This is a genomic window from Enterobacter cloacae complex sp. SHL001, from assembly GCF_049236825.1.
GTDB classification, from domain to species: domain Bacteria; phylum Pseudomonadota; class Gammaproteobacteria; order Enterobacterales; family Enterobacteriaceae; genus Enterobacter; species Enterobacter hormaechei_C.
On record NZ_JBMKIP010000002.1, the window covers coordinates 272,236 to 296,157 of the forward strand.

26 protein-coding genes, 1 pseudogene and 1 riboswitch are annotated in these 23,922 nt (G+C 53.6%); of the genes and pseudogenes, 15 read left to right on the top strand and 12 right to left on the bottom strand.

Going from position 1 to position 23,922, the window contains the following annotated elements:
- Window positions 1–10: 10 nt before the first annotated feature.
- Window positions 11–661: a carbon-nitrogen hydrolase family protein gene (locus ACOTYH_RS06795; RefSeq protein WP_047740861.1), complete on the bottom strand. Its 651-nt coding sequence runs from the start codon at window positions 659–661 to the stop codon at window positions 11–13.
- A gap of 111 nt (window positions 662–772) precedes the next feature.
- Entirely contained in the window at window positions 773–1,003 is a 231-nt protein-coding gene (locus ACOTYH_RS06800) for a DNA polymerase III subunit theta (protein WP_196344777.1), read from the bottom strand.
- A 137-nt stretch (window positions 1,004–1,140) separates the two neighbouring features.
- Here ACOTYH_RS06800 and yobA point away from each other — a divergent pair, with 137 nt between their 5' ends.
- Genes yobA through ACOTYH_RS06815 form a run of 3 tightly spaced genes read left to right on the top strand, consistent with a single transcriptional unit; the run spans window position 1,141 to window position 2,738 of the window.
- The gene (yobA, locus tag ACOTYH_RS06805; protein WP_023296802.1) at window positions 1,141–1,512 is read left to right on the top strand and encodes a CopC domain-containing protein YobA; all 372 of its coding nucleotides are present in this window, start codon (window positions 1,141–1,143) and stop codon (window positions 1,510–1,512) included.
- A gap of 1 nt (window position 1,513) precedes the next feature.
- Entirely contained in the window at window positions 1,514–2,383 is an 870-nt protein-coding gene (gene copD, locus ACOTYH_RS06810; protein ID WP_017384341.1) for a copper homeostasis membrane protein CopD, read from the top strand.
- A 16-nt stretch (window positions 2,384–2,399) separates the two neighbouring features.
- Window positions 2,400–2,738 carry a YebY family protein gene (locus ACOTYH_RS06815; protein WP_003859787.1) on the top strand — a complete coding sequence of 113 codons (339 nt, stop codon included), beginning with the start codon at window positions 2,400–2,402 and terminating at the stop codon, window positions 2,736–2,738.
- A 125-nt stretch (window positions 2,739–2,863) separates the two neighbouring features.
- On the opposite strand, the gene ACOTYH_RS06820 is transcribed toward ACOTYH_RS06815, so the two are convergent.
- Window positions 2,864–3,061, bottom strand: a complete 198-nt coding sequence (locus tag ACOTYH_RS06820) for a hypothetical protein (RefSeq protein WP_017693250.1) — start codon at window positions 3,059–3,061, stop codon at window positions 2,864–2,866.
- 45 nt (window positions 3,062–3,106) lie between these two features.
- A complete protein-coding gene (locus ACOTYH_RS06825; protein ID WP_033486806.1) occupies window positions 3,107–4,087 on the bottom strand; it encodes a VirK/YbjX family protein in 981 nt (326 codons plus the stop codon).
- Between the two features lie 167 nt (window positions 4,088–4,254).
- On the opposite strand from ACOTYH_RS06825, the gene pphA reads away from it, so the two are divergent.
- Entirely contained in the window at window positions 4,255–4,899 is a 645-nt protein-coding gene (gene pphA / locus ACOTYH_RS06830) for a protein-serine/threonine phosphatase (RefSeq protein WP_421637637.1), read from the top strand.
- A gap of 34 nt (window positions 4,900–4,933) precedes the next feature.
- Here pphA and ACOTYH_RS06835 read toward each other — a convergent pair whose 3' ends face one another.
- The 4 genes from ACOTYH_RS06835 to yebS form a co-directional block, all read right to left on the bottom strand.
- Window positions 4,934–5,173: a YebV family protein gene (locus ACOTYH_RS06835; RefSeq protein WP_003859885.1), complete on the bottom strand. Its 240-nt coding sequence runs from the start codon at window positions 5,171–5,173 to the stop codon at window positions 4,934–4,936.
- 106 nt (window positions 5,174–5,279) lie between these two features.
- The gene (gene rsmF, locus ACOTYH_RS06840; RefSeq protein ID WP_045615386.1) at window positions 5,280–6,743 is read right to left on the bottom strand and encodes a 16S rRNA (cytosine(1407)-C(5))-methyltransferase RsmF; all 1,464 of its coding nucleotides are present in this window, start codon (window positions 6,741–6,743) and stop codon (window positions 5,280–5,282) included.
- Between the two features lie 56 nt (window positions 6,744–6,799).
- A complete protein-coding gene (locus ACOTYH_RS06845) occupies window positions 6,800–9,433 on the bottom strand; it encodes a PqiB family protein (RefSeq protein ID WP_017693254.1) in 2,634 nt (877 codons plus the stop codon).
- Window positions 9,402–10,685 carry a membrane integrity lipid transport subunit YebS gene (yebS, locus tag ACOTYH_RS06850; protein WP_020480541.1) on the bottom strand — a complete coding sequence of 428 codons (1,284 nt, stop codon included), beginning with the start codon at window positions 10,683–10,685 and terminating at the stop codon, window positions 9,402–9,404. Before yebS ends, ACOTYH_RS06845 begins: the two co-directional genes overlap by 32 nt.
- Before the next feature lie 132 nt (window positions 10,686–10,817).
- Here yebS and ACOTYH_RS06855 point away from each other — a divergent pair, with 132 nt between their 5' ends.
- The 4 genes from ACOTYH_RS06855 to htpX all read left to right on the top strand — a co-directional run bounded on the left by ACOTYH_RS06855 (window position 10,818) and on the right by htpX (window position 15,241).
- Entirely contained in the window at window positions 10,818–11,315 is a 498-nt protein-coding gene (locus tag ACOTYH_RS06855) for a GAF domain-containing protein (protein WP_006811006.1), read from the top strand.
- A 96-nt stretch (window positions 11,316–11,411) separates the two neighbouring features.
- Window positions 11,412–12,098 carry an RNA chaperone ProQ gene (proQ, locus tag ACOTYH_RS06860; RefSeq protein ID WP_003859895.1) on the top strand — a complete coding sequence of 229 codons (687 nt, stop codon included), beginning with the start codon at window positions 11,412–11,414 and terminating at the stop codon, window positions 12,096–12,098.
- Between the two features lie 19 nt (window positions 12,099–12,117).
- On the top strand, window positions 12,118–14,166 hold the full coding sequence (gene prc / locus ACOTYH_RS06865; protein WP_015570296.1) for a carboxy terminal-processing peptidase: 2,049 nt from the start codon (window positions 12,118–12,120) through the stop codon (window positions 14,164–14,166).
- 193 nt (window positions 14,167–14,359) lie between these two features.
- Window positions 14,360–15,241: a protease HtpX gene (htpX, locus tag ACOTYH_RS06870; RefSeq protein ID WP_421637638.1), complete on the top strand. Its 882-nt coding sequence runs from the start codon at window positions 14,360–14,362 to the stop codon at window positions 15,239–15,241.
- Between the two features lie 51 nt (window positions 15,242–15,292).
- On the opposite strand, the gene ACOTYH_RS06875 is transcribed toward htpX, so the two are convergent.
- The gene (locus ACOTYH_RS06875) at window positions 15,293–16,666 is read right to left on the bottom strand and encodes an MFS transporter (protein WP_058688643.1); all 1,374 of its coding nucleotides are present in this window, start codon (window positions 16,664–16,666) and stop codon (window positions 15,293–15,295) included.
- A gap of 178 nt (window positions 16,667–16,844) precedes the next feature.
- Between ACOTYH_RS06875 and kdgR the strand changes: the two genes are divergently transcribed.
- Window positions 16,845–17,636, top strand: a complete 792-nt coding sequence (gene kdgR / locus ACOTYH_RS06880; RefSeq protein WP_214604494.1) for a DNA-binding transcriptional regulator KdgR — start codon at window positions 16,845–16,847, stop codon at window positions 17,634–17,636.
- Window positions 17,637–17,699: 63 nt separating this feature from the next.
- On the opposite strand, the gene ACOTYH_RS06885 is transcribed toward kdgR, so the two are convergent.
- Window positions 17,700–17,939: a YobH family protein gene (locus ACOTYH_RS06885; protein ID WP_017384332.1), complete on the bottom strand. Its 240-nt coding sequence runs from the start codon at window positions 17,937–17,939 to the stop codon at window positions 17,700–17,702.
- A 160-nt stretch (window positions 17,940–18,099) separates the two neighbouring features.
- On the opposite strand from ACOTYH_RS06885, the gene mgrB reads away from it, so the two are divergent.
- The 6 genes and pseudogenes from mgrB (at window position 18,100) to rlmA (ending at window position 22,458) form a co-directional block, all read left to right on the top strand.
- The gene (gene mgrB, locus ACOTYH_RS06890) at window positions 18,100–18,243 is read left to right on the top strand and encodes a PhoP/PhoQ regulator MgrB (protein ID WP_003859906.1); all 144 of its coding nucleotides are present in this window, start codon (window positions 18,100–18,102) and stop codon (window positions 18,241–18,243) included.
- 74 nt (window positions 18,244–18,317) lie between these two features.
- A complete protein-coding gene (locus ACOTYH_RS06895; RefSeq protein WP_058688644.1) occupies window positions 18,318–18,605 on the top strand; it encodes a YebO family protein in 288 nt (95 codons plus the stop codon).
- A gap of 669 nt (window positions 18,606–19,274) precedes the next feature.
- Window positions 19,275–19,419 (top strand): annotated as a pseudogene (locus ACOTYH_RS06900) (DUF2627 domain-containing protein).
- A 12-nt stretch (window positions 19,420–19,431) separates the two neighbouring features.
- Window positions 19,432–19,641 (top strand): transcription antiterminator/RNA stability regulator CspE, encoded by a 210-nt coding sequence (gene cspE, locus ACOTYH_RS06905; protein ID WP_001062678.1) that lies wholly within the window; start codon window positions 19,432–19,434, stop codon window positions 19,639–19,641.
- Window positions 19,642–19,857: 216 nt separating this feature from the next.
- A complete protein-coding gene (gene ftsI, locus ACOTYH_RS06910; protein ID WP_063659625.1) occupies window positions 19,858–21,603 on the top strand; it encodes a peptidoglycan glycosyltransferase FtsI in 1,746 nt (581 codons plus the stop codon).
- A 39-nt stretch (window positions 21,604–21,642) separates the two neighbouring features.
- Window positions 21,643–22,458 (top strand): 23S rRNA (guanine(745)-N(1))-methyltransferase, encoded by an 816-nt coding sequence (gene rlmA / locus ACOTYH_RS06915; RefSeq protein WP_032653960.1) that lies wholly within the window; start codon window positions 21,643–21,645, stop codon window positions 22,456–22,458.
- Here rlmA and mntP read toward each other — a convergent pair.
- Both mntP and ACOTYH_RS06925 read right to left on the bottom strand, forming a co-directional pair.
- Window positions 22,455–23,021: a manganese efflux pump MntP gene (mntP, locus tag ACOTYH_RS06920; protein ID WP_023296797.1), complete on the bottom strand. Its 567-nt coding sequence runs from the start codon at window positions 23,019–23,021 to the stop codon at window positions 22,455–22,457. The two genes, rlmA and mntP, sit on opposite strands and share 4 nt — an antisense overlap.
- A gap of 1 nt (window position 23,022) precedes the next feature.
- Window positions 23,023–23,223: riboswitch (yybP-ykoY riboswitch) on the bottom strand.
- A 198-nt stretch (window positions 23,224–23,421) separates the two neighbouring features.
- On the bottom strand, window positions 23,422–23,880 hold the full coding sequence (locus tag ACOTYH_RS06925) for a DUF986 family protein (RefSeq protein ID WP_015570303.1): 459 nt from the start codon (window positions 23,878–23,880) through the stop codon (window positions 23,422–23,424).
- Between the last annotated feature and the right edge of the window lie 42 nt (window positions 23,881–23,922).

Here is a 23,922-nt window from a genome sequence, read left to right on the forward strand (position 1 = left end):
TCCAAAATGCCTAGCCTAATGGAATGATATCGCCTTGCCAACCCTGTTGGCCTAAAGAACCGGTTAGCAGCAGTTCTCCCTTATCCGCACGTACGATCAGCTGACCTTTTTCATCCCATAACGCGCTACCGCCGCGCGCGTTCGCCATTAATACCGCGATGGCGTACTTGTGCGCGAAGCGTTGTAACGAACCGATGGATTGCCGCCAGCGATGCTCGCCCACGGCCAGGCTGCTGGTGAACAGCGTTGCCTCCGGGTCCAGTTCCGGGGCGTCAGCCTGGTTATCCACGATGGTTAACCGTTTATCGCCAGGAATAACACCTGCACCGTTGCCCTGCGGATAACGCCGGATGGTCGACAGGTTAGGGGTGAAAAGCGCGAGTCCTTTCTGGCGCTGGCTGTGTTGCTGGAGCGTAATACCAGCAATCACCGTGATGAAACGTGACTGGGCGGCGTGAAGGAGGGGGGCAAGCTGCAAATCGTCAGGGGGTGGGGGTAAGGATGTTCCGCCTGGGCCGGTAAGCGAAAGCTCCGGAAAGACGATCAAATCGCACCCATGCCAGGCAGCCTCGGCAATAAAGTGCAGGTGATGTTTTACGTGCTCATCAACACAGTTGTGCCGCGGGGCATACTGAGCCGCGGCAATATTCCATCGTGACATCGTGACTTCCTTATACACTAAGTCGCTGGGATTTTAAGATTACACCTAAATTTATCAGGGTTTTCTTATCCTGCCACATAACGCGTAAGGAAGTGTAACGAGACGTTAAGCTTATTTAACTTTAGGTTCGTACGGCAGGCGCGAGAGATTGACGGAGGCGAGGCGATGCGCAATGAGACGTTCGCGAAACCAGTCGCGCAGATGCGCGGGTTGTTCACGCTCTACCACTTCAGCCACGACGGGCATGTTGTAACGCTCTTTGAATGCGACCCCCGCGGCGGCGAGATCGACATTCACTTTGTCCATCTTGTCCTGAGGAAGGGCGGCCAGATTAACGTTCATTTCCTTCTCCTTTTTCTGCGACGGCAACGTTACCGCGATTGTTCAACGATGACAAGGGAGCAAAGGATGTTCCTCGACTCGTTAATTATACAGAGTTATTCTTTAGCATTCAGGCATAACGAAAAGGAATGATTGTGATGCATTTTACCCCTTCCCGTGTCGCGTGCGCGCTGGTCTTTCTGCTCTCTTCAGCCATCACGCCCTCAGTTCTGGCCCATGCGCATCTTAAGCAGCAATCCCCGCAGGAAAATACCGTTGCGGTGGCGCCAGAGGTCATTACCCTGAACTTCTCGGAAGGCATTGAGCCTGCCTTCAGCGGCGTGGTGGTGACGGACGCGCAGCAGCACAAGATCCAGACCGGCGCGGTGAAGCGTGACGAGAAGGATAACGCAAAGCTGATTGTTCCTCTTGAGAAACCGTTGACGTCCGGCACCTACACGGTGGACTGGCATGTGGTCTCCGTGGATGGCCACAAAACCAAAGGCAGCTATCACTTTAGCGTGAAATAGCATGCTGACCCTGAGCTACGTCGCGTTACGCTTCATCCATTTTGCTGCGCTGATGCTGCTTTTCGGCAACGCGCTCTACAGCGTCTGGTTTGCGCCGTCTTCGTTGCAGCGCCTCATGACCCGGCGTTTCCAGCGGCAGCAGAAACTCGCGGCCTTAATCAGCCTGATAGCGGCTCTGCTGATGTTTGGCCTGCAAAGTGGGTTGATGGGCAACGGCTGGGGCGATGTCATTCGTCCGGCGGTCTGGCGCAGCGTGCTGGGAACGCAATTTGGCGGCGTCTGGTTGTGGCAAATGGTGCTGGCCGTTGTGACGGCGGGCGCTGCATGGCTTACCCCGCAAAAAGGCTCTCGGCTGTTACTGCTCGCGATGGGGCAGCTGGTGCTGCTGGCGGGCGTGGGACATGCCGCGATGAACGGTGGCGCACCGGGAGCGTTGCATCGTCTCAACCATGCGCTTCACCTGCTCTGCGCCGCGACCTGGGTGGGTGGTTTACTGCCGCTGCTGTTTTGTATGCGTCTGGCGAAAGGCCGCTGGCAGCCAGCCGCTATCTTTACCATGATGCGCTTCTCCCGCGTGGGGCATTACGCCGTGGCAGGCGTGCTGCTGACCGGGATAATCAATACGCTCTTTATTGTTGGCATAAACGTGCCGTGGCAGGCGCCTTATGTCCAGCTGTTGTTGTTCAAATGTGCGCTGGTCATGATGATGGTGGCAATTGCGCTGGCGAATCGGTATTTTCTTGTGCCACGCTTTCGCCCGGAGGCCGGGCGGGAACAACAGATTTTTATCAGGATGACACAGGCAGAGGTGGTGCTGGGCGCGCTGGTACTGGCGGCCGTCAGCCTGTTCGCGACCTGGGAACCCTTCTGACAAGGTTAAATAACATATGAAAAAGACACTGCTTTCTCTTTTACTTCTCACCTGTGCCAGCAGTGCGTTAGCCGCGCCGCAGGTCATCACTGTCAGCCGGTTTGAAGTGGGTAAGGACAACTGGGCATTTAATCGTGAAGAAGTCATGCTTACCTGCCGTCCCGGTAACGCGCTGTATGTCATCAATCCCAGTACGCTCGTGCAGTATCCGTTAAATGACGTGGCGGAGCAGCAGGTTGCCAGCGGGAAAAGTAACGGACAGCCTGTCAGCGTGATCCAGGTAGATGACCCGGCAAACCCCGGGCAGAAGAAGAGTCTGGCACCGTTTATTGAGCGCGCTGAAAAGCTCTGCTAGCCGTCAGGTTTCCAGTAAAAAAAAACCGCAGGTGCTTGTAAAAGCTCTGCGGTTTTTCACATTTAGTGATGTTCTGACGCTTTTTTTCAGACCACTTTTGCTGTGGACTGGAAAACCTGACGTCGTCATCTATTCTTAAAGGGCAAGGCGATTGAGCCTGCATTAATGCCAACTTTTAGCGCACGGCTCTCTCCCAAGAGCCATTTCCCTGGACCGAATACAGGAATCGTATTCGGTCTCTTTTTATCTGCTTGAAAATAAACGATAAAATCCGGTTTTCGTCTCAGCAGAAGGTTCACTTCCTGTGCGCCTGCTTCAAACATACCACAACCCGGCAGGCGTAAGTCCAGTCCTTTTTGGCTGTTTTGTTAAATTTTTGTTTGTATTTTGCCTGAGACGACTGCGGGATCAATGCGCGCATGTACGGAAGCCGCAATATCATCAAGTAACGCAAAGCGGCGACGGTATTCGGCGCGTTTTTTGCTGGCAATCTCCTCCAGTGCTTTACGCTCCATCTGGAGCGGCAACTGCCAGCAGAATGGGGAGAGTTTCTTTCCGTTCAGGCCTTCCCAGAACTCGTCGTAGCTGGCGTGAAAATGACGGCCTTTGCTCAGACGGTAGCGCAGCGCGCGGAAAACATGGCCTTCATCGCTGACGGCAAAAATCGCGCTAATGTTCGAGCGTGAGGCAAGCTGGAAGATCACCTCCATCAGCACGCGTTTCGGGAAAAGCCCATGGCAGGCACGGGTAGCCTGCTTAATCACCTCCCGTGAAACATGACGACGTGGACCCTGAAGGCCGCCGATCACCAGCACCGTACGGCCGTTACTGCGTGCGACACAGAACGTCAGGCTGGCAAGCAGCGTATTGTCATTGTCGTGCAGCCAAAGCGTGCTTTCGCCTTCGCGTTCGGCCTTACCTGCGGACGAGGCGTGGACGGTATAGATTTCGCCGTTTTTTGCCTCGAACCGGACAACTGGCGCCTCTTGCGGGCTGGTCAGCGCGTGGGCGAGGGCGATGTTTTTCAGACTATCAATCCACTGATAGTGGCTGATGATAGCATCGGCCCGATCGTTTGAGTTCAGGCCGCGCATCAGATACTGGCGGTGAGTTTTGCTCGGCAAGGTAATTTGAGAGGTGAGCAGCCTGTCGAAATCATCGCGCCCGGACAGGGCCTCCAGCATGCGATGGGTGGAGGACCAGAATAAAAGCGAGCGTAGAAGAAACTTTAACCGGTAATCACGTTTGTGCCAGATTGGGCCGGGAACGCGTTTTCCTCTCACCAGTTCAGAAATAATATTTGTGCGATGCGGATAAAAAACATCGTTTTGCAGGTGTATGTTTGACACGTGAAAATCCCTCTTTTTATTCCGCTCTATTTTAAAGGCCAGGGAATAAGGGATTAATAGCGCAGCGATCTTTATTTCCGGCTGGTTTATGGTTTGTTTGGATTGGCAAAATCCAACGCCAGCTCATGACATTTTCTGTGGCAGCTATACTTCTTACAGGAGGCGTTATGTATCAGAAAATAGAGGGAGAACACTGGCGTCATGTCTGGGTTGTCAGCGATATTCATGGTTGCTATCAGTGGCTTATGGATGAGCTGAAACGACGGCATTTTAATCCTGATACGGATCTGCTGATCTCGGTGGGGGATATTATCGATCGCGGGCCTGACAGCGTAAAATGTTTACAGCTGATGCAGGAAAACTGGTTTTATGCGGTACGCGGTAATCACGAGCAAATGGCGTTAGATGCGCTTGAAAATAATGATTTTAGTCTCTGGTCGATAAATGGCGGTAACTGGTTTACCGGGCTTAAGGACGCTCAACAAAAACAGGCGAAGGGTTTACTCGATGCGTGTCGGGACTTACCGCACATTATTGAAATAACCTGCAAAAACGGTCTGAACGTGATTGCTCATGCGGATTATCCCTCCGCTGAATATGGCTGGCATAAGCCGGTGGATGTCCAGCGCGTGCTGTGGGATTGCGACCGGTTAATGGGCTTTATGGTGGGCAAAGGGCAGGGCATTAGCGGCGCGGATCACTTCTGGTTTGGACATACGCCTGTGGACAAACGCTACGATTTTAACAATCTGCACTACATTGATACGGGGGCAGTATTCGGGGGCTTTCTGACGCTGGCGCAGCTTCAGTAATAAATAACCCGCCTTCGGGCGGGTTCTCTTTGGGTCAGGCAAGACGCAAGACCCAGGCATCGGTTTTACTGTCGTAATGCTCACGGTACAGAACGGAATGTTCCCCATCTAGGATTGCCGGGACGCTGGTATCTGCATCCCAGGCGTCCAGCTGCATGCACAAATCCGGATCGGATTTGCAGGGAATACTTAACGTTCGTTCGCCTTGTGATTCGCCGCGCAATTCAGCGTCGTCGATTTCAAAAGCGCCAATGCGTACGCTGGTTTTCGTCATAATGCTCTCCGGTTTGTTGCCCAAAATCTGGTATGACCAGTGCAGTCACCCATTTTTGATCCTAGACAAGGAGAGCGAAATCGCCAGTAAAAAAATGCGCTTTTTTTCAGGCGCTGCGGTTGTTACCGGTAAACAGGCGGCCATCGCGTACCAGTTCGCGCGGATAGCTGTTTTTCAGCCGCGAGCCGACTTTTTTCGCCAGCCCCAGCGGATAGCCCTGATACGTCACGATGACTTCATCCTGTGACGGGCCGTCTTCCGGGTAAACGTCACGACCGCGATACCACTCTTCCGCTTCCTGATGCGTCAGGGCAAAGGTGTTCTCACTGCCGGCCAGCGCAATGACCGCTTCGTGCTGCCAGCGATAGCCTTTGTTGTGGATCTCCGCCAGGCGAATACCGAGGCGGGAGAAACGCACCTTACCAATCAGCGGTTCGATGTTGACCGGGAACAGCCACAGCTCTTTGTCACGCATCCAGAGGCGCAGGCTCTCATCCCAGTGCAGGCCGACTTTGCTCGCAGCCGCTTGCGCCTGTGCCGCCTCACGGCCTTTGACCGGCGCGAACGGGAAGTTGCCGACCTTAAACTTAGGGGCAGGCAAGGGATCGACGGCGCGGGTTTTACGCAGACGGGCAACAAAGAAGCCTTCGCAATCGTAAATCTGCGGAAAGACATGCAGGAAGCCTTCAGGCGTGGCCGCATGACTGGCCGAGTCGAAGAGGGTGTCCAGCGGCAGAAACTCGACGGCATCCACATAGCGTTGCTTGAGCCACAGGCAGACGTCCTCGTTTTCATCGCGATTCAGCGTGCAGGTAGAGTAAACCAGCGTCCCGCCTGGGCGCAGGGCATGAAACGCGCTGTCGATTAGTTCGCGCTGCGTGGCGGCGATCTCCAGGTTGCTTTCAACGGACCAGTTTTTTAACGCATCAGGATCTTTACGCACCACGCCTTCGCCGGAGCAGGGCGCGTCGAGCAGGATGGCATCAAAGGCTTCCGGCAGGGCAGCGCCAAACACGCGACCATCGAAGTGCGTTAACGCGACGTTGTGGATCCCGCAGCGGCTGATATTGGCATGCAGGACTTTAACGCGGCTGGCGGAAAATTCGTTGGCGAGGATCGCGCCGCGGTTGTTCATCCGGGCGGCAATCTGCGTGGTTTTAGAGCCCGGCGCCGCCGCGACATCCATAACCCGCTCAGGCTGGTTCTCGTCGGCAAACAGCGCAGCAACCGGCAGCATGGAGCTGGCTTCCTGAATATAAAACAGCCCGCTCAGATGCTCGGCGGTGCTGCCGAGCGGCAGGCTCTCCTCGTCATCCCGTTCGATCCAGAAACCCTCTTCACACCACGGCACTGGCGTTAATTGCCAGCCGTAGGGGGAGACGAGATCCAGAAACGCCCCGACGCTGATTTTCAGCGTATTGACGCGAATACTCCGGCGCAAAGGGCGCTGGCAGGCGGCAACAAAATCGTCGAAAGAGAGATGAGCTGGAAGCGCCTCGCGCATCTGTGCGAGGAATTGTTCGGGAAGAAATACGGAGTTTTGAGCCACGGGCACACCACAGGGAAACATTCAGGTGCGCAGTGTAACATAAAGGCTCCGGCGCGTTGACACCGGAGCCTGCGAGATTAACGCGGCAGCGCCGTTCCCCATTCGCGCCACTCTTTCGGTTCACTTTCCAGCAGCAGGAAGTGTTTACCTGCCTGCGCCTTAGGCGCCAGAGGCGTGCCAGGCGGCGTCGCGAAGGCAATGCCGCCGCGAATGAACTGATTAAAGGTCCCCGTTTTGACCACGCCACCGGTCAGGCCGAAGTCCAGCGAGTAGCCTGAAGCGAGCCAGAACACCGAGTTGTTGCGCACCAGATGCTGATAACGCTGGCTGATGCGCAGGCCGACCATCACGCGATCGGACAGATTACCCAGCGTCAGGCTTGTTACTGTCCCTACTTCAATGCCGCGGAACAGGACCGGCGTACCGATGCCCAGCGAACCGGCTTCCGGCACTTCAACCACAATGCTCAGACCGTCCAGATAACGGGAGTCGGTGATGGTGGCCTCCTGCAACTCAAATTCACGACGTGCGTTGCCGCGACCCGGTTCAACGTTAATGTACGGCTGAAGTATGGTATCGAGATGCTCAACCCCTGCGGCAGAAATTTGCGGCGTAACTACTGAGAAACGCGAGCCTGCCCGGGCGAACGTCTGCACATATTCCGGATAAAGCACGGCGGTCGCCTGCACTTCATTGCGTGCGGTGATCAGCGTCAGCTTCTGGACCTGCCCGATATCAATGCCGAGATAGCGGATGGGCATGCCTTCTGCCAGTTTACCGGCATCAAAGGTGTGCAGAGTAATCTGGCCCCCGACCGCGCGCGCCGCGGTTTCGGACGGGAAGAGGATCCGCTTGTCACCTTTACGCATGTTGCCGCCGGCGCCGCTCAGGTTATCGAAGCTGATCGCACCGCGCAGGGCACGGGAGAGAGGCGATGCCTGTACGGTCAGCCCGCTGCCGTTGAGCTGCACTTTCGCGCCACCCTCAGCCCAGAACACGCTGTTTGGCGTGAGCAGCTTGCGGTACTCCGGCTTGATATGCAGTTCGATATCAAACGCGTCCGCACGAGGACGAACGGTGATCACTTCCCCCACCTCAAACTTACGGTAAAGCACGACGGAGCCTGCCTGGACATCCGGCAGCGTTTCAGCGCTTAAGGTCAGCGTGGTGGTTGGCAGGTCGCCGAGGCTGTTTTCAATGGCTTTGTCCAGATTGGCGAACAGCGGATAGCTTTCGCGCAGCGCACCTTTGCTGCCCGGCAGAATGCGGATCCCGCCGTTAACCCACTCACTGGCGCTGGCGCCGAGGAACTCAACCCCGTCCAGACCCACCTTCACGTCGACCCGACTGTTAACCACAAATTTACTGTCGCCGTGGACCAGGTTGCCGTACTGCGGATCGATGGCGGCGGAGAAGGAGACCCCTTTTTCCGACAGCTTACGTTCGAGGACCTGGCCCACCTGCACACCGTGCAGGATCAGCGGTTGCCCGGCTTCAATACCGTAGCTTTCCGGTGCATTCAGCGTAACCGTCAACACGCCCGGTTTTTGCAGCAGGGCTTTATCCGCCGGCGCGATAACAAAGTTTTTGTTCGGCGCACCTTCGCCGGGGATCAGCTCAAAGGTGCTTCCCGTCAGCAGAGAACTGATGCTGGCGTCGCTGAGGGAGAGCTTCGGATTACGCAGTTCAATGCGCGTTTTTTCCCGCAGGAGATCCACCACACTCGGATCCACCGTCATTTCGCCGGTAACGGAACCGCCCGCATTGAGGGTTAATTTTGTCAGTTGCCCGACCTCTAAACCCTGGTACATCAGCGGGGTCGAACCGGCTTTCAGGCCTTTGGCATCCGGCAGGGTCAGCTTGACGATGACACCGCGCTGGCTGTGCGCCAGGTCGGCGTACAGGCCAAAGGTATCTTCTGCGGCGGCAGGGCTGGAGTTAGCAGGTGAGTCGAAGGCGATAGCGCCATTCACCAGCGCCGCCAGGCTCTCAAGCTTCACTTTCGCACCGCTTAAGCTCAGGTCAGCATCGACGCCTGAGACGTTCCAGAAGCGGCTGCCTTTTTTCACCAGGTTGGTAAAACGGCGCTCGATGAGTACATCAATGGTCACGCCATCTTTGTTCGGGTTAATGGCGTAGTCGTAAACGCGGCCTACCGGAATTTTGCGGAAATAGACCAGAGAACCACTGTTCAGCGAGCCCAAATCCGGCGCGCGGAGATGGATCATCAAATCGCCGTTATTCAGCCGATATTTCGGCTGGGTATCCAGCGCAACAAAGTGATCCTGTGGCTCACCTTTGCCGGGCATCATGCCGATATAGTTACCGCCCACAAGCGCATCCAGCCCGGAAACGCCGGCCAGGGAGGCTTTAGGCGTGACCAGCCAGAACTGCGTTTCGGCGCGCAGGGCATCCTGCATATCAGACTTAATGCTCGCCCGGACCTGGATTTTGTTCAGCCCTTTGCCAAGGGAAATATCCTGCACGGTACCCACTTCCACCCCCTGGAAGCGAACGGGGGTACGTCCGGCGACAATGCCGTCCGCAGACTGGAAATCAATCGTGATGGTACTTCCGCGATCTTCATAGCTCGTCCAGATAAGCCAGCCTGCGATCATCAGCGCGATGACAGGCAGCAACCAGAATGGCGAAATGCGGCGTTTTGTTTTAATTCTCGCTTCAGTCGGCGAAGCGGGCGTTTCCTGACTCATGTGCGTCCCAAAGTAAGCGGCTGTCCAGCCATTCCACTGCAAGAATAGTCAATATCACCGCAGAGCCGAAATAAAAAGCTGCGGGTCCCATGGTAAAAGCAAGTAACTGATCGCGATTGATGAGCGACATCATCAGCGAAATCACGAACAGATCCAACATCGACCAGCGACCAATCCAGGTCACAAATCGCAGAAGCAGGATGCGGGTGCGTAGTCCTTGTTCGCATTTAAAGTGAATGCTGATAAGCAGCGTAAACATCACCACCACTTTGGTAAAGGGCACCAGAATACTGGCGATGAAAACAATGGCGGCGACCCCCACGTTACTGTGCGCCAGAGAGATAATCCCCGAAAGGATAGTATCTTCCTGACGGGCGCCGTTCACATAAATTACGGAGATCGGCAGCATGTTGGCCGGGAACAAAAATACCAGGGAGGCGATTAGCGCCGCCCAGCACTTTTGCAGGCTGTTGTTGCGTCGCAATCTTAACGGAATGTGGCAGCGTGGGCACCTCCCGCGTTTATCCGGAAAACCGGTGTAATGGCAGCCCAGGCAGACGCGCAGGTTTTCATCAGGCCGGGTCGCGGGGCGCTGCGGGTAAAATCGCTCCCAAAGCTGTTCAACATTGAGATGAATCAGGGTCAAAATACTCAGCAGGACCAGTGAAATAAACGCGAAAAGGCCGATGCCGGGTTGTAAAAACGCATAATCCTGCACCTTGATGGAGGCCACGCCAATGCCTACCAGATAGATGTCCAGCATCACCCACTCCTTGAGCTTTTCCAGCATGAGCAGGACAGGGCGTAGGTTCATCCCCAGAATGTTGCCAAACCACAGGTAGGCAATTGCCGCGACCAGCACCAACGGCGCGCCGACGACGCAGAACAGCACCATGGCGGCCGTAAGCGGATCTCCCTGGCGCGTCATCTGCCAGATCCCCTGCAACACGTTAGCGTCAATACGCACGCCAAGCAGGTAGAGCTTTAACAGCGGCTCGGTCCAGGCGAAGGGCATCAGCAGTAGCATGGTGACCGCCATTGCTGCCAGGCGCGTCAATGACCAGTCCCGGCCATCGCGGATTTTGGCATCGCAGCATGGACAAAAAGCACTTTGGTGCGATTTCATCTTCGGCAACATAAAAAGCGTATCGCACTGGGGACAACGCTGATAATGTGCACGGGGCAGAGCCTGGCTTACCGTACGGACAACGATCTTTCGTGTCGGCGTAATTTGGGGTGTTTTTAGGGCCATCAGTCGCACACAGATTAGTATTGTTGAAAGTTATAATAACTCATGAACGGATTCATCTTGAGCATGAGCGCATTTAATGCTTATTTTAATAGGCTATGCGGTAACTATGTAAGATAACTAAGTGATTGAATAATGAACAAAACAGAATTCTACGCGGATCTGAATCGCGATTTTAAGGCATTAATGGCAGGGGAAACCAGTTTCTTAGCCACTCTGGCAAATACCAGTGCGTTACTGTTCGAACGCCTTTCTGACGTGAACTGGGCGGGCTTTTATCTGCTGGAAGGTGACACGCTGGTGCTCGGGCCTTTCCAGGGTAAACTCGCCTGCGTACGCATCCCGGTAGGTCGTGGCGTGTGCGGTACCGCAGTGGCGACCCGTCAGGTTCAGCGTGTCGAAGATGTTCATGCGTTTGACGGCCACATTGCCTGCGATGCCAGCAGCAATTCTGAAATCGTACTACCGCTGGTGGTTAAAAATCAGATTATTGGCGTTCTGGATATCGACAGCACGGTCTTCAGCCGCTTTACTGCCGAGGATGAGCAGGGGCTGCGCGCGCTGGCCGCAAACCTGGAAAATGTTCTGGCAGAGACCGATTATCATAAATTCTTTGCGAGCGTCGCAGGATAATCAACGGATAACGTAGCATTTACTGATAGCGTCATTATAATGTCGCCTGTTCATGCCTGCGCTTGTTGGCAACGTCCGTTGTAATCAGGAAATTTCATGGAAAATCAACCTAAGTTGAATAGCAGTAAAGAAGTTATCGCATTTCTGGCCGAGCGTTTCCCGCAGTGCTTCAGCGCTGAAGGTGAAGCGCGTCCTCTGAAAGTCGGTATCTTTCAGGATCTGGTCGCGCGCGTTGAGGGGGAGATGAACCTCAGCAAAACGCAGCTTCGTTCTGCCTTGCGCCTTTATACCTCGAGCTGGCGTTACCTGTACGGTATCAAGCCGGGTGCGACCCGTGTCGACCTTGACGGCAACCCGTGCGGTGAGCTGGACGAGCAGCACGTAGAACATGCGCGTAAGCAGCTTGAAGAAGCCAAAGCTCGCGTGCAGGCACAGCGTGCGGAACAGCAGGCGAAAAAACGCGAAGCCGCAGCGGCAAACGGTCAGGAAGACGCCCCTCGTCGCGAGCGTAAACCGCGTCCGGCACCGCGTCGTACTGAAAATAACGATCGCAAACCGCGTGCTGACAAACCAGCAGCTAAAGCCCCACGTGCGCCGCGCGAAGAGCCGCGCCACACCCCAGTTTCTGACATCAATGCGCTGAGCGTAGGTCAGTCTCTGAAGGTGAAAGCGGGTAACAACGCGATGGACGCCACCGTACTGGAAATCACCAAAGATGGCGTTCGTGTACAGCTGACTTCTGGTATGTCAATGATTGTACGCGCAGAACACTTGTTGTTCTGAAACGGAGGCCGAGCCTGGCATGAACACTTTTTTTAAGCTCACCGCGCTGGCTGGCCTGTTTGCTATAACAGGCCATGCTTTCGCTGTGGACGATATTACGCGTGTTGATCAAATTCCGGTTCTCAAGGAAGAGACTCAGCACGCGACGGTGAGTGAGCGCGTGACGTCGCGCTTTACTCGTTCGCACTATCGTCAGTTCGATCTCGATCAGGCCTTTTCGGCCAAAATCTTTGACCGTTATCTGAACTTGCTGGATTACAGCCATAACGTACTGCTGGCCAGCGATGTCGAACAGTTCGCTAAACGCAAATCCGAAGTGGGTGATGAGCTGCGCTCCGGAAAGCTCGATCTGTTCTACGATCTGTACAACTTATCGCAAAAGCGCCGTTTTGAGCGTTATCAATACGCGCTGAAAGTGCTGGAACGTCCGATGGACTTCACCGGCAACGACACCTTTAATCTGGACCGAAGCAAAGCGCCATGGCCGAAAGACGAGGCTGAACTGAATGCGCTGTGGGACGGAAAAGTCAAATATGACGAACTGAGCCTCAAGCTTACAGGCAAAGACGAGAAAGAGATCCGTGAGACGTTAAATCGTCGATACAAATTCGCTATTCGTCGTCTGGCGCAGACCAACAGTGAAGATGTTTTCTCGCTGGCGATGACCGCGTTTGCGCATGAAATTGATCCGCACACTAATTATCTCTCTCCACGTAACACCGAACAGTTCAATACCGAAATGAGCCTGTCTCTGGAAGGTATCGGTGCTGTGCTTCAGATGGACGATGACTACACCGTAATCAACTCCATGGTGGCCGGTGGCCCTGCGTCGAAAAGCAAAGCGATCAGCGTAGGAGACCGTATTGTCGGTGTGGGTCAAACCGGAAAGAGCATGGTGGACGTGATTGGCTGGCGTCTTGATGATGTTGTTGCGCTGATCAAAGGGCCGAAGGGCAGCAAAGTCCGCCTGGAGATCCTGCCAGCCGGTAAGGGGACTAAAACCCGTATCGTTACTCTCACCCGTGAGCGTATCCGTCTGGAAGATCGCGCGGTGAAAATGTCGGTGAAAACCGTGGGTAAAGAGAAGGTTGGCGTTCTGGATATCCCAGGTTTCTACGTCGGCCTGACCGATGATGTGAAAGTGCAGCTCCAGAAGCTTGAAAAGCAGAATGTCAGCAGCGTGATCATTGACCTGCGCAGCAACGGCGGCGGGGCATTGACCGAGGCCGTCTCGCTTTCCGGGCTGTTTATCCCGTCTGGCCCGGTGGTACAGGTGCGCGATAACAACGGTAAAGTGCGTGAAGATGCCGATACCGATGGTGTGGTCTACTATAAGGGTCCGCTGGTGGTGCTTGTCGATCGCTTCAGCGCCTCTGCATCGGAAATCTTCGCTGCTGCCATGCAGGATTACGGCCGGGCATTAATCGTCGGCGAACCGACGTTTGGCAAGGGCACCGTTCAGCAGTACCGCTCTCTGAACCGTATTTACGACCAGATGCTGCGCCCTGAGTGGCCTGCGCTGGGCTCAGTACAGTACACTATTCAGAAGTTTTACCGCGTCAACGGCGGCAGTACGCAGCGCAAAGGCGTGACGCCGGATATCATGATGCCGACAGGTACCGAAGAGACGGAAACGGGCGAGAAGTTTGAAGATAACGCGCTGCCGTGGGATAGCATTGATGCCGCGACATTCGTGAAATCGGGTGATATGAAACAGTTCGGACCGGAACTGCTGAAAAATCACAACGATCGCATCGGGAAGGATCCGGAATTCCAGTACATCATGAAGGACATCGCGCGTTTCAACGCTTTGAAAGCGAAACGGAACATTGTGTCTCTGAACTACGCCCAGCGTGAGAAAGAGAACAATGAAGATGACGCGACACGTCTGGCGCGTATCAACGATCGCTTCAAACGTGAAGGCAAGCCTCTGCTCAAAAAACTGGACGATCTGCCTAAGGATTACCAGGAGCCCGATCCGTATCTGGACGAGACGGTGCATATCGCGCTTGATCTCGCGAAGCTGGAAAAAGAGAAACCCGCTCTGCAACCTGCTCCGACAAAATAATCCCCCAACAGGCACAAGAAATTGTGCCTGTTTCTTTATGTACCTCCTCCTTCCGTCAGGCAGATTTCCAATTGTGTAAAGTTGTGTCTTTCTGGTGACTTACGCCGTCTGGATGCTTGAAAATAGCCGTAATACCCATACGATGTGGGTAATCGCATAGTGCGTTTTGTTAAACTGAGGTTAAAAGAATATTATGATGCGAATCGCGCTCTTCCTGCTCACCAACCTGGCGGTGATGGTGGTATTCGGGCTGGTGCTAAGCCTGACGGGAATTCAGTCGAGCAGCGTTCAGGGTCTGTTGATTATGGCGCTGCTGTTTGGTTTCGGTGGCTCTTTCATTTCACTGCTGATGTCCAGGTGGATGGCACTGAAATCCGTGGGCGGTGAAGTTATTGAGCAACCGCGTAACGATATGGAGCAGTGGCTGATGAGCACGGTTGCTCAGCAGTCAAAGCAGGCGGGCATTGCCATGCCGCAGGTAGCCATCTACCACGCGCCGGATATTAACGCGTTTGCTACCGGTGCGCGTCGTGACGCGTCCCTGGTGGCCGTCAGTACCGGCCTGCTGCAAAACATGAGCCGTGACGAAGCGGAAGCGGTTATTGCTCACGAGATCAGCCATATCGCCAATGGCGATATGGTCACCATGACCCTGATCCAGGGCGTGGTGAACACCTTCGTTATCTTTATTTCTCGTATTCTGGCACAGATTGCTGCCGGGTTTATGGGGGGCAACCGTGATGAGGGTGAAGAGAGCAACGGCAACCCGCTGATCTATTTTGCTGTTTCAATGGTGCTGGAGCTGGTGTTCGGTATCCTGGCAAGCATCATTACCATGTGGTTCTCCCGTCATCGTGAGTTCCACGCGGATGCCGGTTCCGCGAAACTGGTGGGTCGTGAAAAGATGATTGCTGCGCTGCAACGTCTTAAAACCAGCTACGAGCCGCAGGAAGCAAACAGCATGATGGCCTTCTGCATCAACGGCAAATCAAAGTCGCTGAGCGAGCTGTTTATGTCTCACCCGCAGCTGGATAAACGTATTGAAGCGCTGCGTAGCGGCGAATACCTGAAGTAACGTAATCGGGTTGAAAAGAACCGGGCTGGAGCCATTCTCCGCCCGGTTTTTTTATGCCTGCGCCTTTGGCTGGGTGACGCGAAGGCCGCTAATGACAGCCGCGAGGGTCGCCAGGGTCCCTGCGGTAATCAGCGCAACGTGTGTCGCATTCTGCCCGGAAAGGTTAAACATCAACGCCACCAGTGCGGCCCCGGTGCTTTGCCCTAACAGTCTTGCCGTGCCCAGCATCCCGCTGGCGCCACCGCTGCGATGACGTGGGGCAGAGGTGATAATCGTGTGGTTATTAGGGGACTGGAACAGACCAAAACCGGCCCCGCACAGGACCATGCGCCAGATAATATCCAGATCCCCCGGCGAGGCGGGCAGGAGCGCCAGCGAAAACAGTCCCACCGCCATGACAACCAGCCCAATCGCCCCCAGAAGCCCGGCATGGACGCGCTCAATAAGGTAACCGGCCAGCGGGGCCATCACCATGGTTGCCAGCGGCCAGGGCGTGAGCAGCAAGCCTGTCTCCACTTCTGAACGGCCAATCACGCTCTGCAAAAAGAACGGCAGTGCAACCAGCGCCAGCATCTGGGCGCAGAACGAGCAAATGGAGGTACAAATGGATAGCGAAAACAGCGGAATACGCAGCAAATCCACCGGCAGTAACGGCACGGGCAGCGCCAGCTGACGTCGTACAAAGAAAAAGCCGATGATAAGCATGGCAACGATTTCTGCGGCAATGAGCGACAGAGACTGTCCCTGCGCAAATCCGCTCAGCGCCGTAATTAGCAGGCCAAAAGTCAGCGCGTTCATCACGGCGCTGGGCAGATCGAAACGTGGCATGGTACTTTTCGGACCATTTTCCGGAAGATAGCGCAGGGCGAAGAAGATCGCCACAATGCCCAGCGGCACGTTAATGGCAAACAACCACTGCCACGAGGCAACGGACAGGATGGCGGCGGCAATCGTTGGGCCGGCGGCGGACGACACGGCCACAATAAAGGAGTTAATGCCCATGCCGCGCCCCAGGTGGCGTTGAGGATAAATAAGCCGTATCAGGGCCGTGTTCACGCTCATTAGCGCCGCGCCGCCAAAGCCCTGCGCGATACGCGCCAGCGTAAGGGTGTGTAGTGAATCTGAAAGGGCACAGAAGAGCGAGGTGAGGGTAAAGACCACCAGCCCGCACTGGTAAACCCGGCGATAACCAAACATATCGCCCAGGAAAGAGAGTGACAGAAGGGAAATCACAATCGCTATCTGGTACGCGTTCACAATCCAGATGGAGCTTGCCGGCGAAGCATTAAGGTCTTTGGCAATGGTAGGAAGAGCCACGTTGGCAATCGCACCGTCAAGGACAGCCATCGAAATACCGATGACAATAGTGGCAATTGCCCCGTACCGCTGCGGTAAGGGCAGGCCATCAGAAACGTTTTTTTGCATGGGGAAAGAATGACTCAGCGTGAAATTATTTTCAGAGTAACTATTTTAGCATCGTTATTTCGGTTTTATGTCGCAGATTTGTAACGAAGTAAACCCAGATAGATTGCAGCACGCATCACACGAATTTATAATAAAAACCGGTTCTGATTTTTATAAAACACTCTCCATGAGGTGATAAATGGCAATCGCAGATTTGGATAAGCAGCCAGATTCTGTTTCTTCCGTGCTGAAGGTGTTTGGCATCTTGCAGGCGCTCGGAGAAGAGCGTGAAATTGGTATTACAGAGTTGTCGCAGCGTGTGATGATGTCGAAAAGCACCGTTTATCGCTTTTTGCAGACGATGAAATCATTGGGTTATGTCGCGCAGGAAGGAGAATCAGAAAAATATTCTCTGACCCTGAAACTGTTTGAACTGGGCGCCCGTGCCTTGCAGAACGTGGATCTGATCCGCAGCTCTGACATTCAGATGCGTGAACTTTCACGACTGACGAAAGAGACAATTCACCTCGGTGCGCTGGATGAAGACAGCATTGTTTACATCCACAAAATTGACTCCATGTACAACCTGCGCATGTATTCACGCATTGGTCGTCGTAACCCGCTGTACAGCACCGCAATTGGTAAAGTACTGCTGGCCTGGCGCGATCGCGAAGAGGTGAAGCAAATCCTTGACGGGGTGGAGTACAAACGCAGCACCGACCGCACGATTACCAGTACGGAAGAACTGCTGAGCGTGCTGGATAAAGTGCGTGAGCAGGGTTACGGGGAAGATAACGAAGAGCAGGAAGAGGGGCTGCGTTGCATCGGTGTGCCGGTGTTTGACCGCTTCGGCGTTGTCATTGCGGGCCTGAGCATTTCGTTCCCAACGCTGCGTTTCTCTGAAGAGCGTCTTCATGAATATGTGGCGATTCTGCATACCGCAGCGCGCAAAATTTCAGAGCAGATGGGCTATAACGATTATCCGTTCTGATCGACGCCACCAATAAAAACGCCGCACTTTTGCGGCGTTTCTGTAAGCGAAGTTCAGCGCTGATTAACCGTTATCAACCACAACAGATGATTTACGCAGCACAGGACAGTTGGTTAACCCGATGATCCCGCTGTCGGAATGGATGTACTGAGCCGTGCTTATCCCCTGGGCGGTAAGATATTTACACTGGATACCCAGACCCGCGGCATTTTCTTTGCTCCCCATTAATACGCCGTACCCACTTAATAACAGGCCGATCCAGACAATGGCCAGTACAATTACTGTACGAATAAGTAAACGCATCGTTGCCTCTTTTTTCTTTGTTGTCATAGAGTAAGCGTAACGGCTTTACGCAGTGAAACAAGTGCACGATTCCGAAAAGCGTCTGTTGAAGGTACAGTTAGCCCCTGTTTAAGATAACCGTGATAACCTGGCTGTATCAGGTCATAAGACGGAGTGTGGAGTGAAAAAAATACGCTGGGTAATTCTGATTATAGTGTTGATAGCATGCGTGGTGCTGTGGACGCAGACTATCAATGTGATGTGCGATCAGGATGTACAGTTCTTTAGCGGCATTTGTTCAATCAATAAGTTTATTCCCTGGTAGAGACCATTTTTACGCTGAGTGATGTCCTTACGCGGCGGCAGTGGTAAAATGGCGGTTTTTACTGAGGTGGTGAAATGGGTGAGTTACTGAATTCGGGGCTGCTGAGCATTGCATCCCTGGTAATGTCTTTGTTGGTGCTGGTCGTTGGGCTGGTGCTGTGGTTTTTCGTTAACCGCGCCAGCTCCCGCACAAACGAGCAGATTGAGCTGCTGGAAGCATTGCTCGATCAGCAGAAACGGCAGACTGCGCTGCTGCGTCGTTTGTGCGAAGCCAACGAGCCGGAGGAGAAAGCGTTACCGAAGGACGCTGTTGCTCAACAACAAGACGAGGAAGACTTCATTCGCCTGGTAGCTGAACGATAGTCTGCCCGGAGCGGGGAGGTGGCCTGACGTACGGCGTAAATCCCCTCCCTTATCAAATGCATCCCACAACTTCCCGGCATTTAATTAAGCAGCAGTTAACTCATGTTTTAGCACACTGAAAACTGGCGAATATTTATCCTTATTTAACAAATTCAGTTTCGTTGAATAAATAGTGTGCTTTATCTTTCCTGAAGTGTTTTATTTTTATCGAAACGTTTTGCTTGCCTTGTTTTGAGGCAGAGTCATAAAAATTTCATTATTTTGGTGCAGAATAACACTTATTAAATGGTGGTTTTTAATACAGTTAGCAAAATGTAATTAACATCGTATATTCCCTGACACATGTTGGTGCGTTGCAATGTTTTCAGCATAACTTTTCACAAAATGTTCTAACTCAGTCATTCCTTTAAAGAAATTCTGGGATTGGGATGGACGCTTTGAAATGATTGAGCTATGTTTAAAAAGTCTTTGATTACAGGGCGCGTCAACGCACCCTGCGGGCAGTGAGGTCAGGTGGCGCTTCATTTGACAATTCGCATAACTGTGCAGATTGTTATGGAGTAACGTCTGAATTTGTGCGGCGGATCGAGACACGTTTAAAAATGGCTTGCCATATTAAACGTTGTGTGTGATAACACGTTTTGGGTCAAACGAGGTACAGTTCTGTTTATGTGTGGCATTTTCAGTAAAGAAGTCCTGAGTAAACACGTTGTCGTTGAATACCGCTTCTCTGCCGAACCTTATATTAGTGCCTCAAGCAGTAATGTCTCAGTTTTATCTATGTCAAAGCCCGCGGGCTAAGAAAACACTCTAAGGAATTTTGCAAATGGCAAAGATTAAAGGTCAAGTTAAGTGGTTCAACGAGTCTAAAGGTTTTGGTTTCATTACTCCTGCTGACGGCAGCAAAGACGTGTTCGTACACTTCTCTGCAATCCAGGGTAACGGCTTCAAAACTCTGGCTGAAGGCCAGAACGTTGAGTTCGAAATTCAGGATGGCCAGAAAGGCCCAGCTGCGGTTAACGTAACTGCTATCTGATCGAATCACTGCTGACTGAAGCGCTCAGCGCTTCGATCTCAGACATAAGCCTCGCCGATGCGGGGCTTTTTTATTCGCTTATTTTTCAAAATATTACGTAATCCTCCTCTGTTATTATCTTGTTGCAAACCCGCGAGATTATTAGCATTGTTTTCCCGCCTTATTATCCGCTTTTCTCGTTAAATCAGGGCGTTGATTAACAGCCCTGGGGTTAAGGTGAAAAAAAAGACAATAACCACCACCGGAAATTTTACTCCGGCACGTTTTGCACTTCTGTGTCTCGCCATCTTTTGTAGCCTTGCGTTTCTGCTGGGCCGCGTAGCGTGGCTACAAATTATCAAACCGGATAATCTGGTGAAGCAGGAGGATATGCGCTCCCTGCGCGAAGTGGCGATAGACGCCCCGCGTGGGATGATTGTTGACCGTGAAGGGCGACCCCTTGCGGTGAGCGTACCCGTCCAGGCCGTCTGGGCCGATCCCAAAACAGTGCTGGAAAAAGGGGGGATCGGTTTTGACTCGCGCTGGCAGGCCCTGGCAGATGCCTTACACCTTTCTCTGAGCACGCTCGCATTGCGAATTAACAGTAACCCGCACGGGCGATTTATTTACCTGGCCCGTCAGGTTGATCCCGCCCAGGCAAAGTGGATCGATAAGCTACGTCTCCCCGGTATCAACCTTCGCGATGAGTCCCGCCGCTTTTATCCTGCCGGGCACGTGGCGGCGAACCTGATTGGCTTCACCAATATTGATGGTCAGGGCATTGAGGGCGTCGAGAAAAGCTTTAACACGCAGCTTACCGGGAAGGCAGGCGTGCGGCTGGTCAGGAAAGATCGCTACGGACATGTGGTGGAGAACCTTACGGAGGTGGCTCCCGTACCTGCACATAATATCCAGCTTAGTATCGATGAACGCCTGCAAACTATCACCGAAGACGCGCTGGATAATGCCGTGGCGTGGAACAAAGCCGAGTCAGGCGCGTCGGTGCTGATTAATATCCGGACGGGCGAAATTCTGGCGATGGCGAGCTTCCCCGACTTCAACCCCAACAACCGGGAAGGGGCAACGCTGGATGATTTTCGCAATCGCGCGATCAGCGACACCTTTGAACCTGGCTCGACCGTTAAGCCTCTGGTGCTGATGACGGCGCTACAGCAGGGGCTGGTACAGCCTGACAGCGTGATAGATACGCATCCCTACACCATTGATGGTCATCGTATTCGTGATGTGGGCTACTACCCCGAGCTGACGATGACCGGGATTTTGCAAAAATCTAGCGACACAGGCGTATCCCGTCTTTCGCTGGCGATGCCCGTGCAACGGTTACTGGATACCTATAAAAACTTTGGTTTTGGCGAGAGTACCGGGCTTGGTTTAACGGGAGAAAGCGCAGGTTTACTGCCGCAGCGAAAATTCTGGAGTCAGTTAGATCGGGCGACCTTTGCCTTTGGGTATGGCCTGATGGTAACCCCCCTCCAGCTGGCGCATGTGTATGCCACCATCGGCAGCTACGGCATTGAACGGCCTCTGTCCATCACCCGTATTGACCCGCCGGTGATTGGCAAGCGGGTGATGCCCGAGGAAATTGTTCACGAGGTGGAACATATGATGGAGAGCGTTGCGTTACCCGGCGGTGGCGGGGTCAAAGCGGCGGTGCGTAACTATCGCGTGGCGATAAAAACCGGGACGGCCAAAAAAATCGATGAACATGGTAAGTATGTGGATAAATACGTCGCCTATACCGCAGGCGTTGCGCCTGCCAGCGATCCCCGTTTCGCGCTGGTGGTGGTGATCAACGATCCGCAAAACGGTGCCTACTATGGCGGGGCCGTTTCTGCGCCCGTGTTCAGCGAAATTATGGGTAACGTCCTGCGCCTGGAAAACGTGAAGCCAGACGGGCTGCCGGCAGATTCTGACCATCTGATCGTGATGCGTCACCCAGCCGTTTATAACCCTGGCGAATAGCGGTACACTTCGCCTTTTGGTTTACGCCCTGGAGCTGTCATGTCTTTCAGTTGTCCCCTTTGCCACGCGCCGCTGACGCGCGCGGAGAAAACGTTTATCTGTCCACAGGGACATCAGTTTGACCGGGCGAAAGAGGGCTATGTAAATCTTCTGCCGGTACAACACAAGCGCTCCCGGGACCCGGGTGACAGCGCGGAGATGATGCAGGCGCGCCGGGCGTTTCTCGATGCCGGGCACTATCAACCGCTCAGGGATGCCGTTGTCGCCTTACTCCGTCAATATCTGACAGAAGGCGCATCCGCCATGCTGGATATCGGCTGCGGCGAAGGTTACTACACCGCCACGTTTGCTGACGTGGCGGCTGAGAAGGGCGCCGAAACTTACGGGCTGGACGTGTCGAAAGTGGCAATCCGTTCGGCAGCCAAACGCTACTCAGCGGTAACGTTCTGCGTGGCCTCCAGCCACCGCCTGCCGTTTGAGGAAGCGAGTATGGACGCCGTGGTGCGTATCTATGCGCCGTGCAAGGCAGAGGAGCTGGCGCGCGTCGTTAAGCCTGGCGGCTGGGTTATCACCGTCACGCCAGGGCCGCGTCATCTGCTGGAGTTAAAAGGGCTGATCTATGATGAAGTTCACCTGCATGCGCCGCACTCTGAACAGCTGGCGGGCTTTGCGTTAAAGCAGGCGCAGTCGGTAGCGTATGAAATGACGTTGCAGGGAAGTGAAGCCGTGGCGTTACTGCAAATGACGCCGTTTGCATGGCGGGCAAAACCAGAGGTGTGGGAAACGCTGGCAGCGCAGACAGAATTTCGCTGCCAGACGGATTTCAGCATCCATTGCTGGCAGCGCGAAGGTTAACCCGCGAAGTGTGCCCAAAGGATTTGGGCACCAATCCCGATCAACACGATACCGCCCAGAATTTCGGCGCGTTTGCCTAACAGCGGGCCAATGAACCGACCCACCATCATCCCCAGCGTTGACATGATCAGCGTGGCGCAGCCAATCGCCAGCGCGGTGGCGATAATATTGACCTGCAAAAACGCCAGACCGACACCCACGGCCATTGCATCCAGGCTGGTTGCGATGGCGGTTGTCACCAGAAGCCAGAAGCCGTGGCGTTGCAGCGGCGCATCATCTTCATCGCCGTTACCACGAAAGCCTTCAATCACCATGCGTCCGCCGAGGAACACCAGCAGCACGAAAGCAATCCAGTGATTCCACTCCAGCACGAACTGGCTGGCGAGCATCCCCAGACCCCAGCCGATAAGCGGCGTCAGCGTTTCGATAGCACCAAATATGAGACCGGTACGCAGGGCGTCGGAAAATTTAGGTTTATGGAGGGTGGCACCTTTACCAATAGAGGCGGCAAATGCGTCCATGGACATGCCAAAAGCCAGAAGGATCGTAGCGGAGATATTCATAAGAGCGTCCAGACCGGGGATATCCATATGACACATCACTGCCCCCAGTAAACAGCAGTTGATGTATCTATGGTCTCGCCTGATCGATTTTGGCACAGTAAGTGTGCTGAAAACGATCCGTACGCGCCACGTTTTTCAACGAGTATGTTGACACGTACATTTCCCGCAGGCAGGAAATCGGCTACTCCCCAACGACGGGCGCAACCTTAACATATTTTGAGAATATAAAACAACAACGAAGATGGCTTTATATAGCCACTATATTGATAACGATTTTCATTTAGATTTATGCGTGAAAATATCGTTAACAAATATAAGGCAATTAACAGAGGAGATATAGCATCGGCTATATTGCTGGTTTAAGAATAATGCAATATATAGCCGATGCTATAATATTAACTCATTGAGTTTTAACGAGTAATTTGTAGATCTTTTCCAGGTCATCAATATTTTTGACCCGGATGAGCAGGCGGCGTTGTTCTAATTGCATCACCAGAACCCCGTCTTCGGATAAATTCATCTCTTTAATACGGTTATATTCTATCCAGACATTGGCGAAGAAGAATCCGTGTTTTTTAAAAATGAGTTTTGGCGAGCGGATCCAGAACAGGTAAATCGCCATTAATGCCAGCGCACATAATAACCATGTGGTTAATATTGCGCCGTGGCTGGTCACATTATTGTAAATCAGGATGACTACCAGACCGGCGAAGATAAACGCATCAATGCGTCCACGGCGTAAGAGGGGAAGGGTCAGCAGCGTCTCGCCGTGGCGGCGAGGCATAATGAACTCGTCATAGATCGCGTAAGCCAGAAGGGCAACAATAAATAAAACCAGTACGGTGTCCGTGACAGTCATTCATCCTCCAGATAAAAAGACCGGGGGCAAGCCCCCGGTCGG

Coding starts and splice junctions, on each gene's coding strand:
- yebS (WP_020480541.1), bottom strand. CDS start 10,685: ATGGCCCTAAAAACACCCCAAATTACGCCGACACGAAAGATCGTTGTC.
- ACOTYH_RS06820 (WP_017693250.1), bottom strand. CDS start 3,061: ATGTTTGAAGCAGGCGCACAGGAAGTGAACCTTCTGCTGAGACGAAAA.
- prc (WP_015570296.1), top strand. CDS start 12,118: ATGAACACTTTTTTTAAGCTCACCGCGCTGGCTGGCCTGTTTGCTATA.
- proQ (WP_003859895.1), top strand. CDS start 11,412: ATGGAAAATCAACCTAAGTTGAATAGCAGTAAAGAAGTTATCGCATTT.
- ACOTYH_RS06795 (WP_047740861.1), bottom strand. CDS start 661: ATGTCACGATGGAATATTGCCGCGGCTCAGTATGCCCCGCGGCACAAC.
- ACOTYH_RS06885 (WP_017384332.1), bottom strand. CDS start 17,939: ATGCGTTTACTTATTCGTACAGTAATTGTACTGGCCATTGTCTGGATC.
- htpX (WP_421637638.1), top strand. CDS start 14,360: ATGATGCGAATCGCGCTCTTCCTGCTCACCAACCTGGCGGTGATGGTG.
- ACOTYH_RS06855 (WP_006811006.1), top strand. CDS start 10,818: ATGAACAAAACAGAATTCTACGCGGATCTGAATCGCGATTTTAAGGCA.
- rlmA (WP_032653960.1), top strand. CDS start 21,643: ATGTCTTTCAGTTGTCCCCTTTGCCACGCGCCGCTGACGCGCGCGGAG.
- ACOTYH_RS06845 (WP_017693254.1), bottom strand. CDS start 9,433: ATGAGTCAGGAAACGCCCGCTTCGCCGACTGAAGCGAGAATTAAAACA.
- ACOTYH_RS06925 (WP_015570303.1), bottom strand. CDS start 23,880: ATGACTGTCACGGACACCGTACTGGTTTTATTTATTGTTGCCCTTCTG.
- ACOTYH_RS06835 (WP_003859885.1), bottom strand. CDS start 5,173: ATGACGAAAACCAGCGTACGCATTGGCGCTTTTGAAATCGACGACGCT.
- ACOTYH_RS06800 (WP_196344777.1), bottom strand. CDS start 1,003: ATGAACGTTAATCTGGCCGCCCTTCCTCAGGACAAGATGGACAAAGTG.
- mntP (WP_023296797.1), bottom strand. CDS start 23,021: ATGAATATCTCCGCTACGATCCTTCTGGCTTTTGGCATGTCCATGGAC.
- pphA (WP_421637637.1), top strand. CDS start 4,255: ATGTATCAGAAAATAGAGGGAGAACACTGGCGTCATGTCTGGGTTGTC.
- ACOTYH_RS06875 (WP_058688643.1), bottom strand. CDS start 16,666: ATGCAAAAAAACGTTTCTGATGGCCTGCCCTTACCGCAGCGGTACGGG.
- ACOTYH_RS06815 (WP_003859787.1), top strand. CDS start 2,400: ATGAAAAAGACACTGCTTTCTCTTTTACTTCTCACCTGTGCCAGCAGT.
- copD (WP_017384341.1), top strand. CDS start 1,514: ATGCTGACCCTGAGCTACGTCGCGTTACGCTTCATCCATTTTGCTGCG.
- ACOTYH_RS06895 (WP_058688644.1), top strand. CDS start 18,318: ATGGGTGAGTTACTGAATTCGGGGCTGCTGAGCATTGCATCCCTGGTA.
- rsmF (WP_045615386.1), bottom strand. CDS start 6,743: ATGTTTCCCTGTGGTGTGCCCGTGGCTCAAAACTCCGTATTTCTTCCC.
- cspE (WP_001062678.1), top strand. CDS start 19,432: ATGGCAAAGATTAAAGGTCAAGTTAAGTGGTTCAACGAGTCTAAAGGT.
- kdgR (WP_214604494.1), top strand. CDS start 16,845: ATGGCAATCGCAGATTTGGATAAGCAGCCAGATTCTGTTTCTTCCGTG.
- yobA (WP_023296802.1), top strand. CDS start 1,141: ATGCATTTTACCCCTTCCCGTGTCGCGTGCGCGCTGGTCTTTCTGCTC.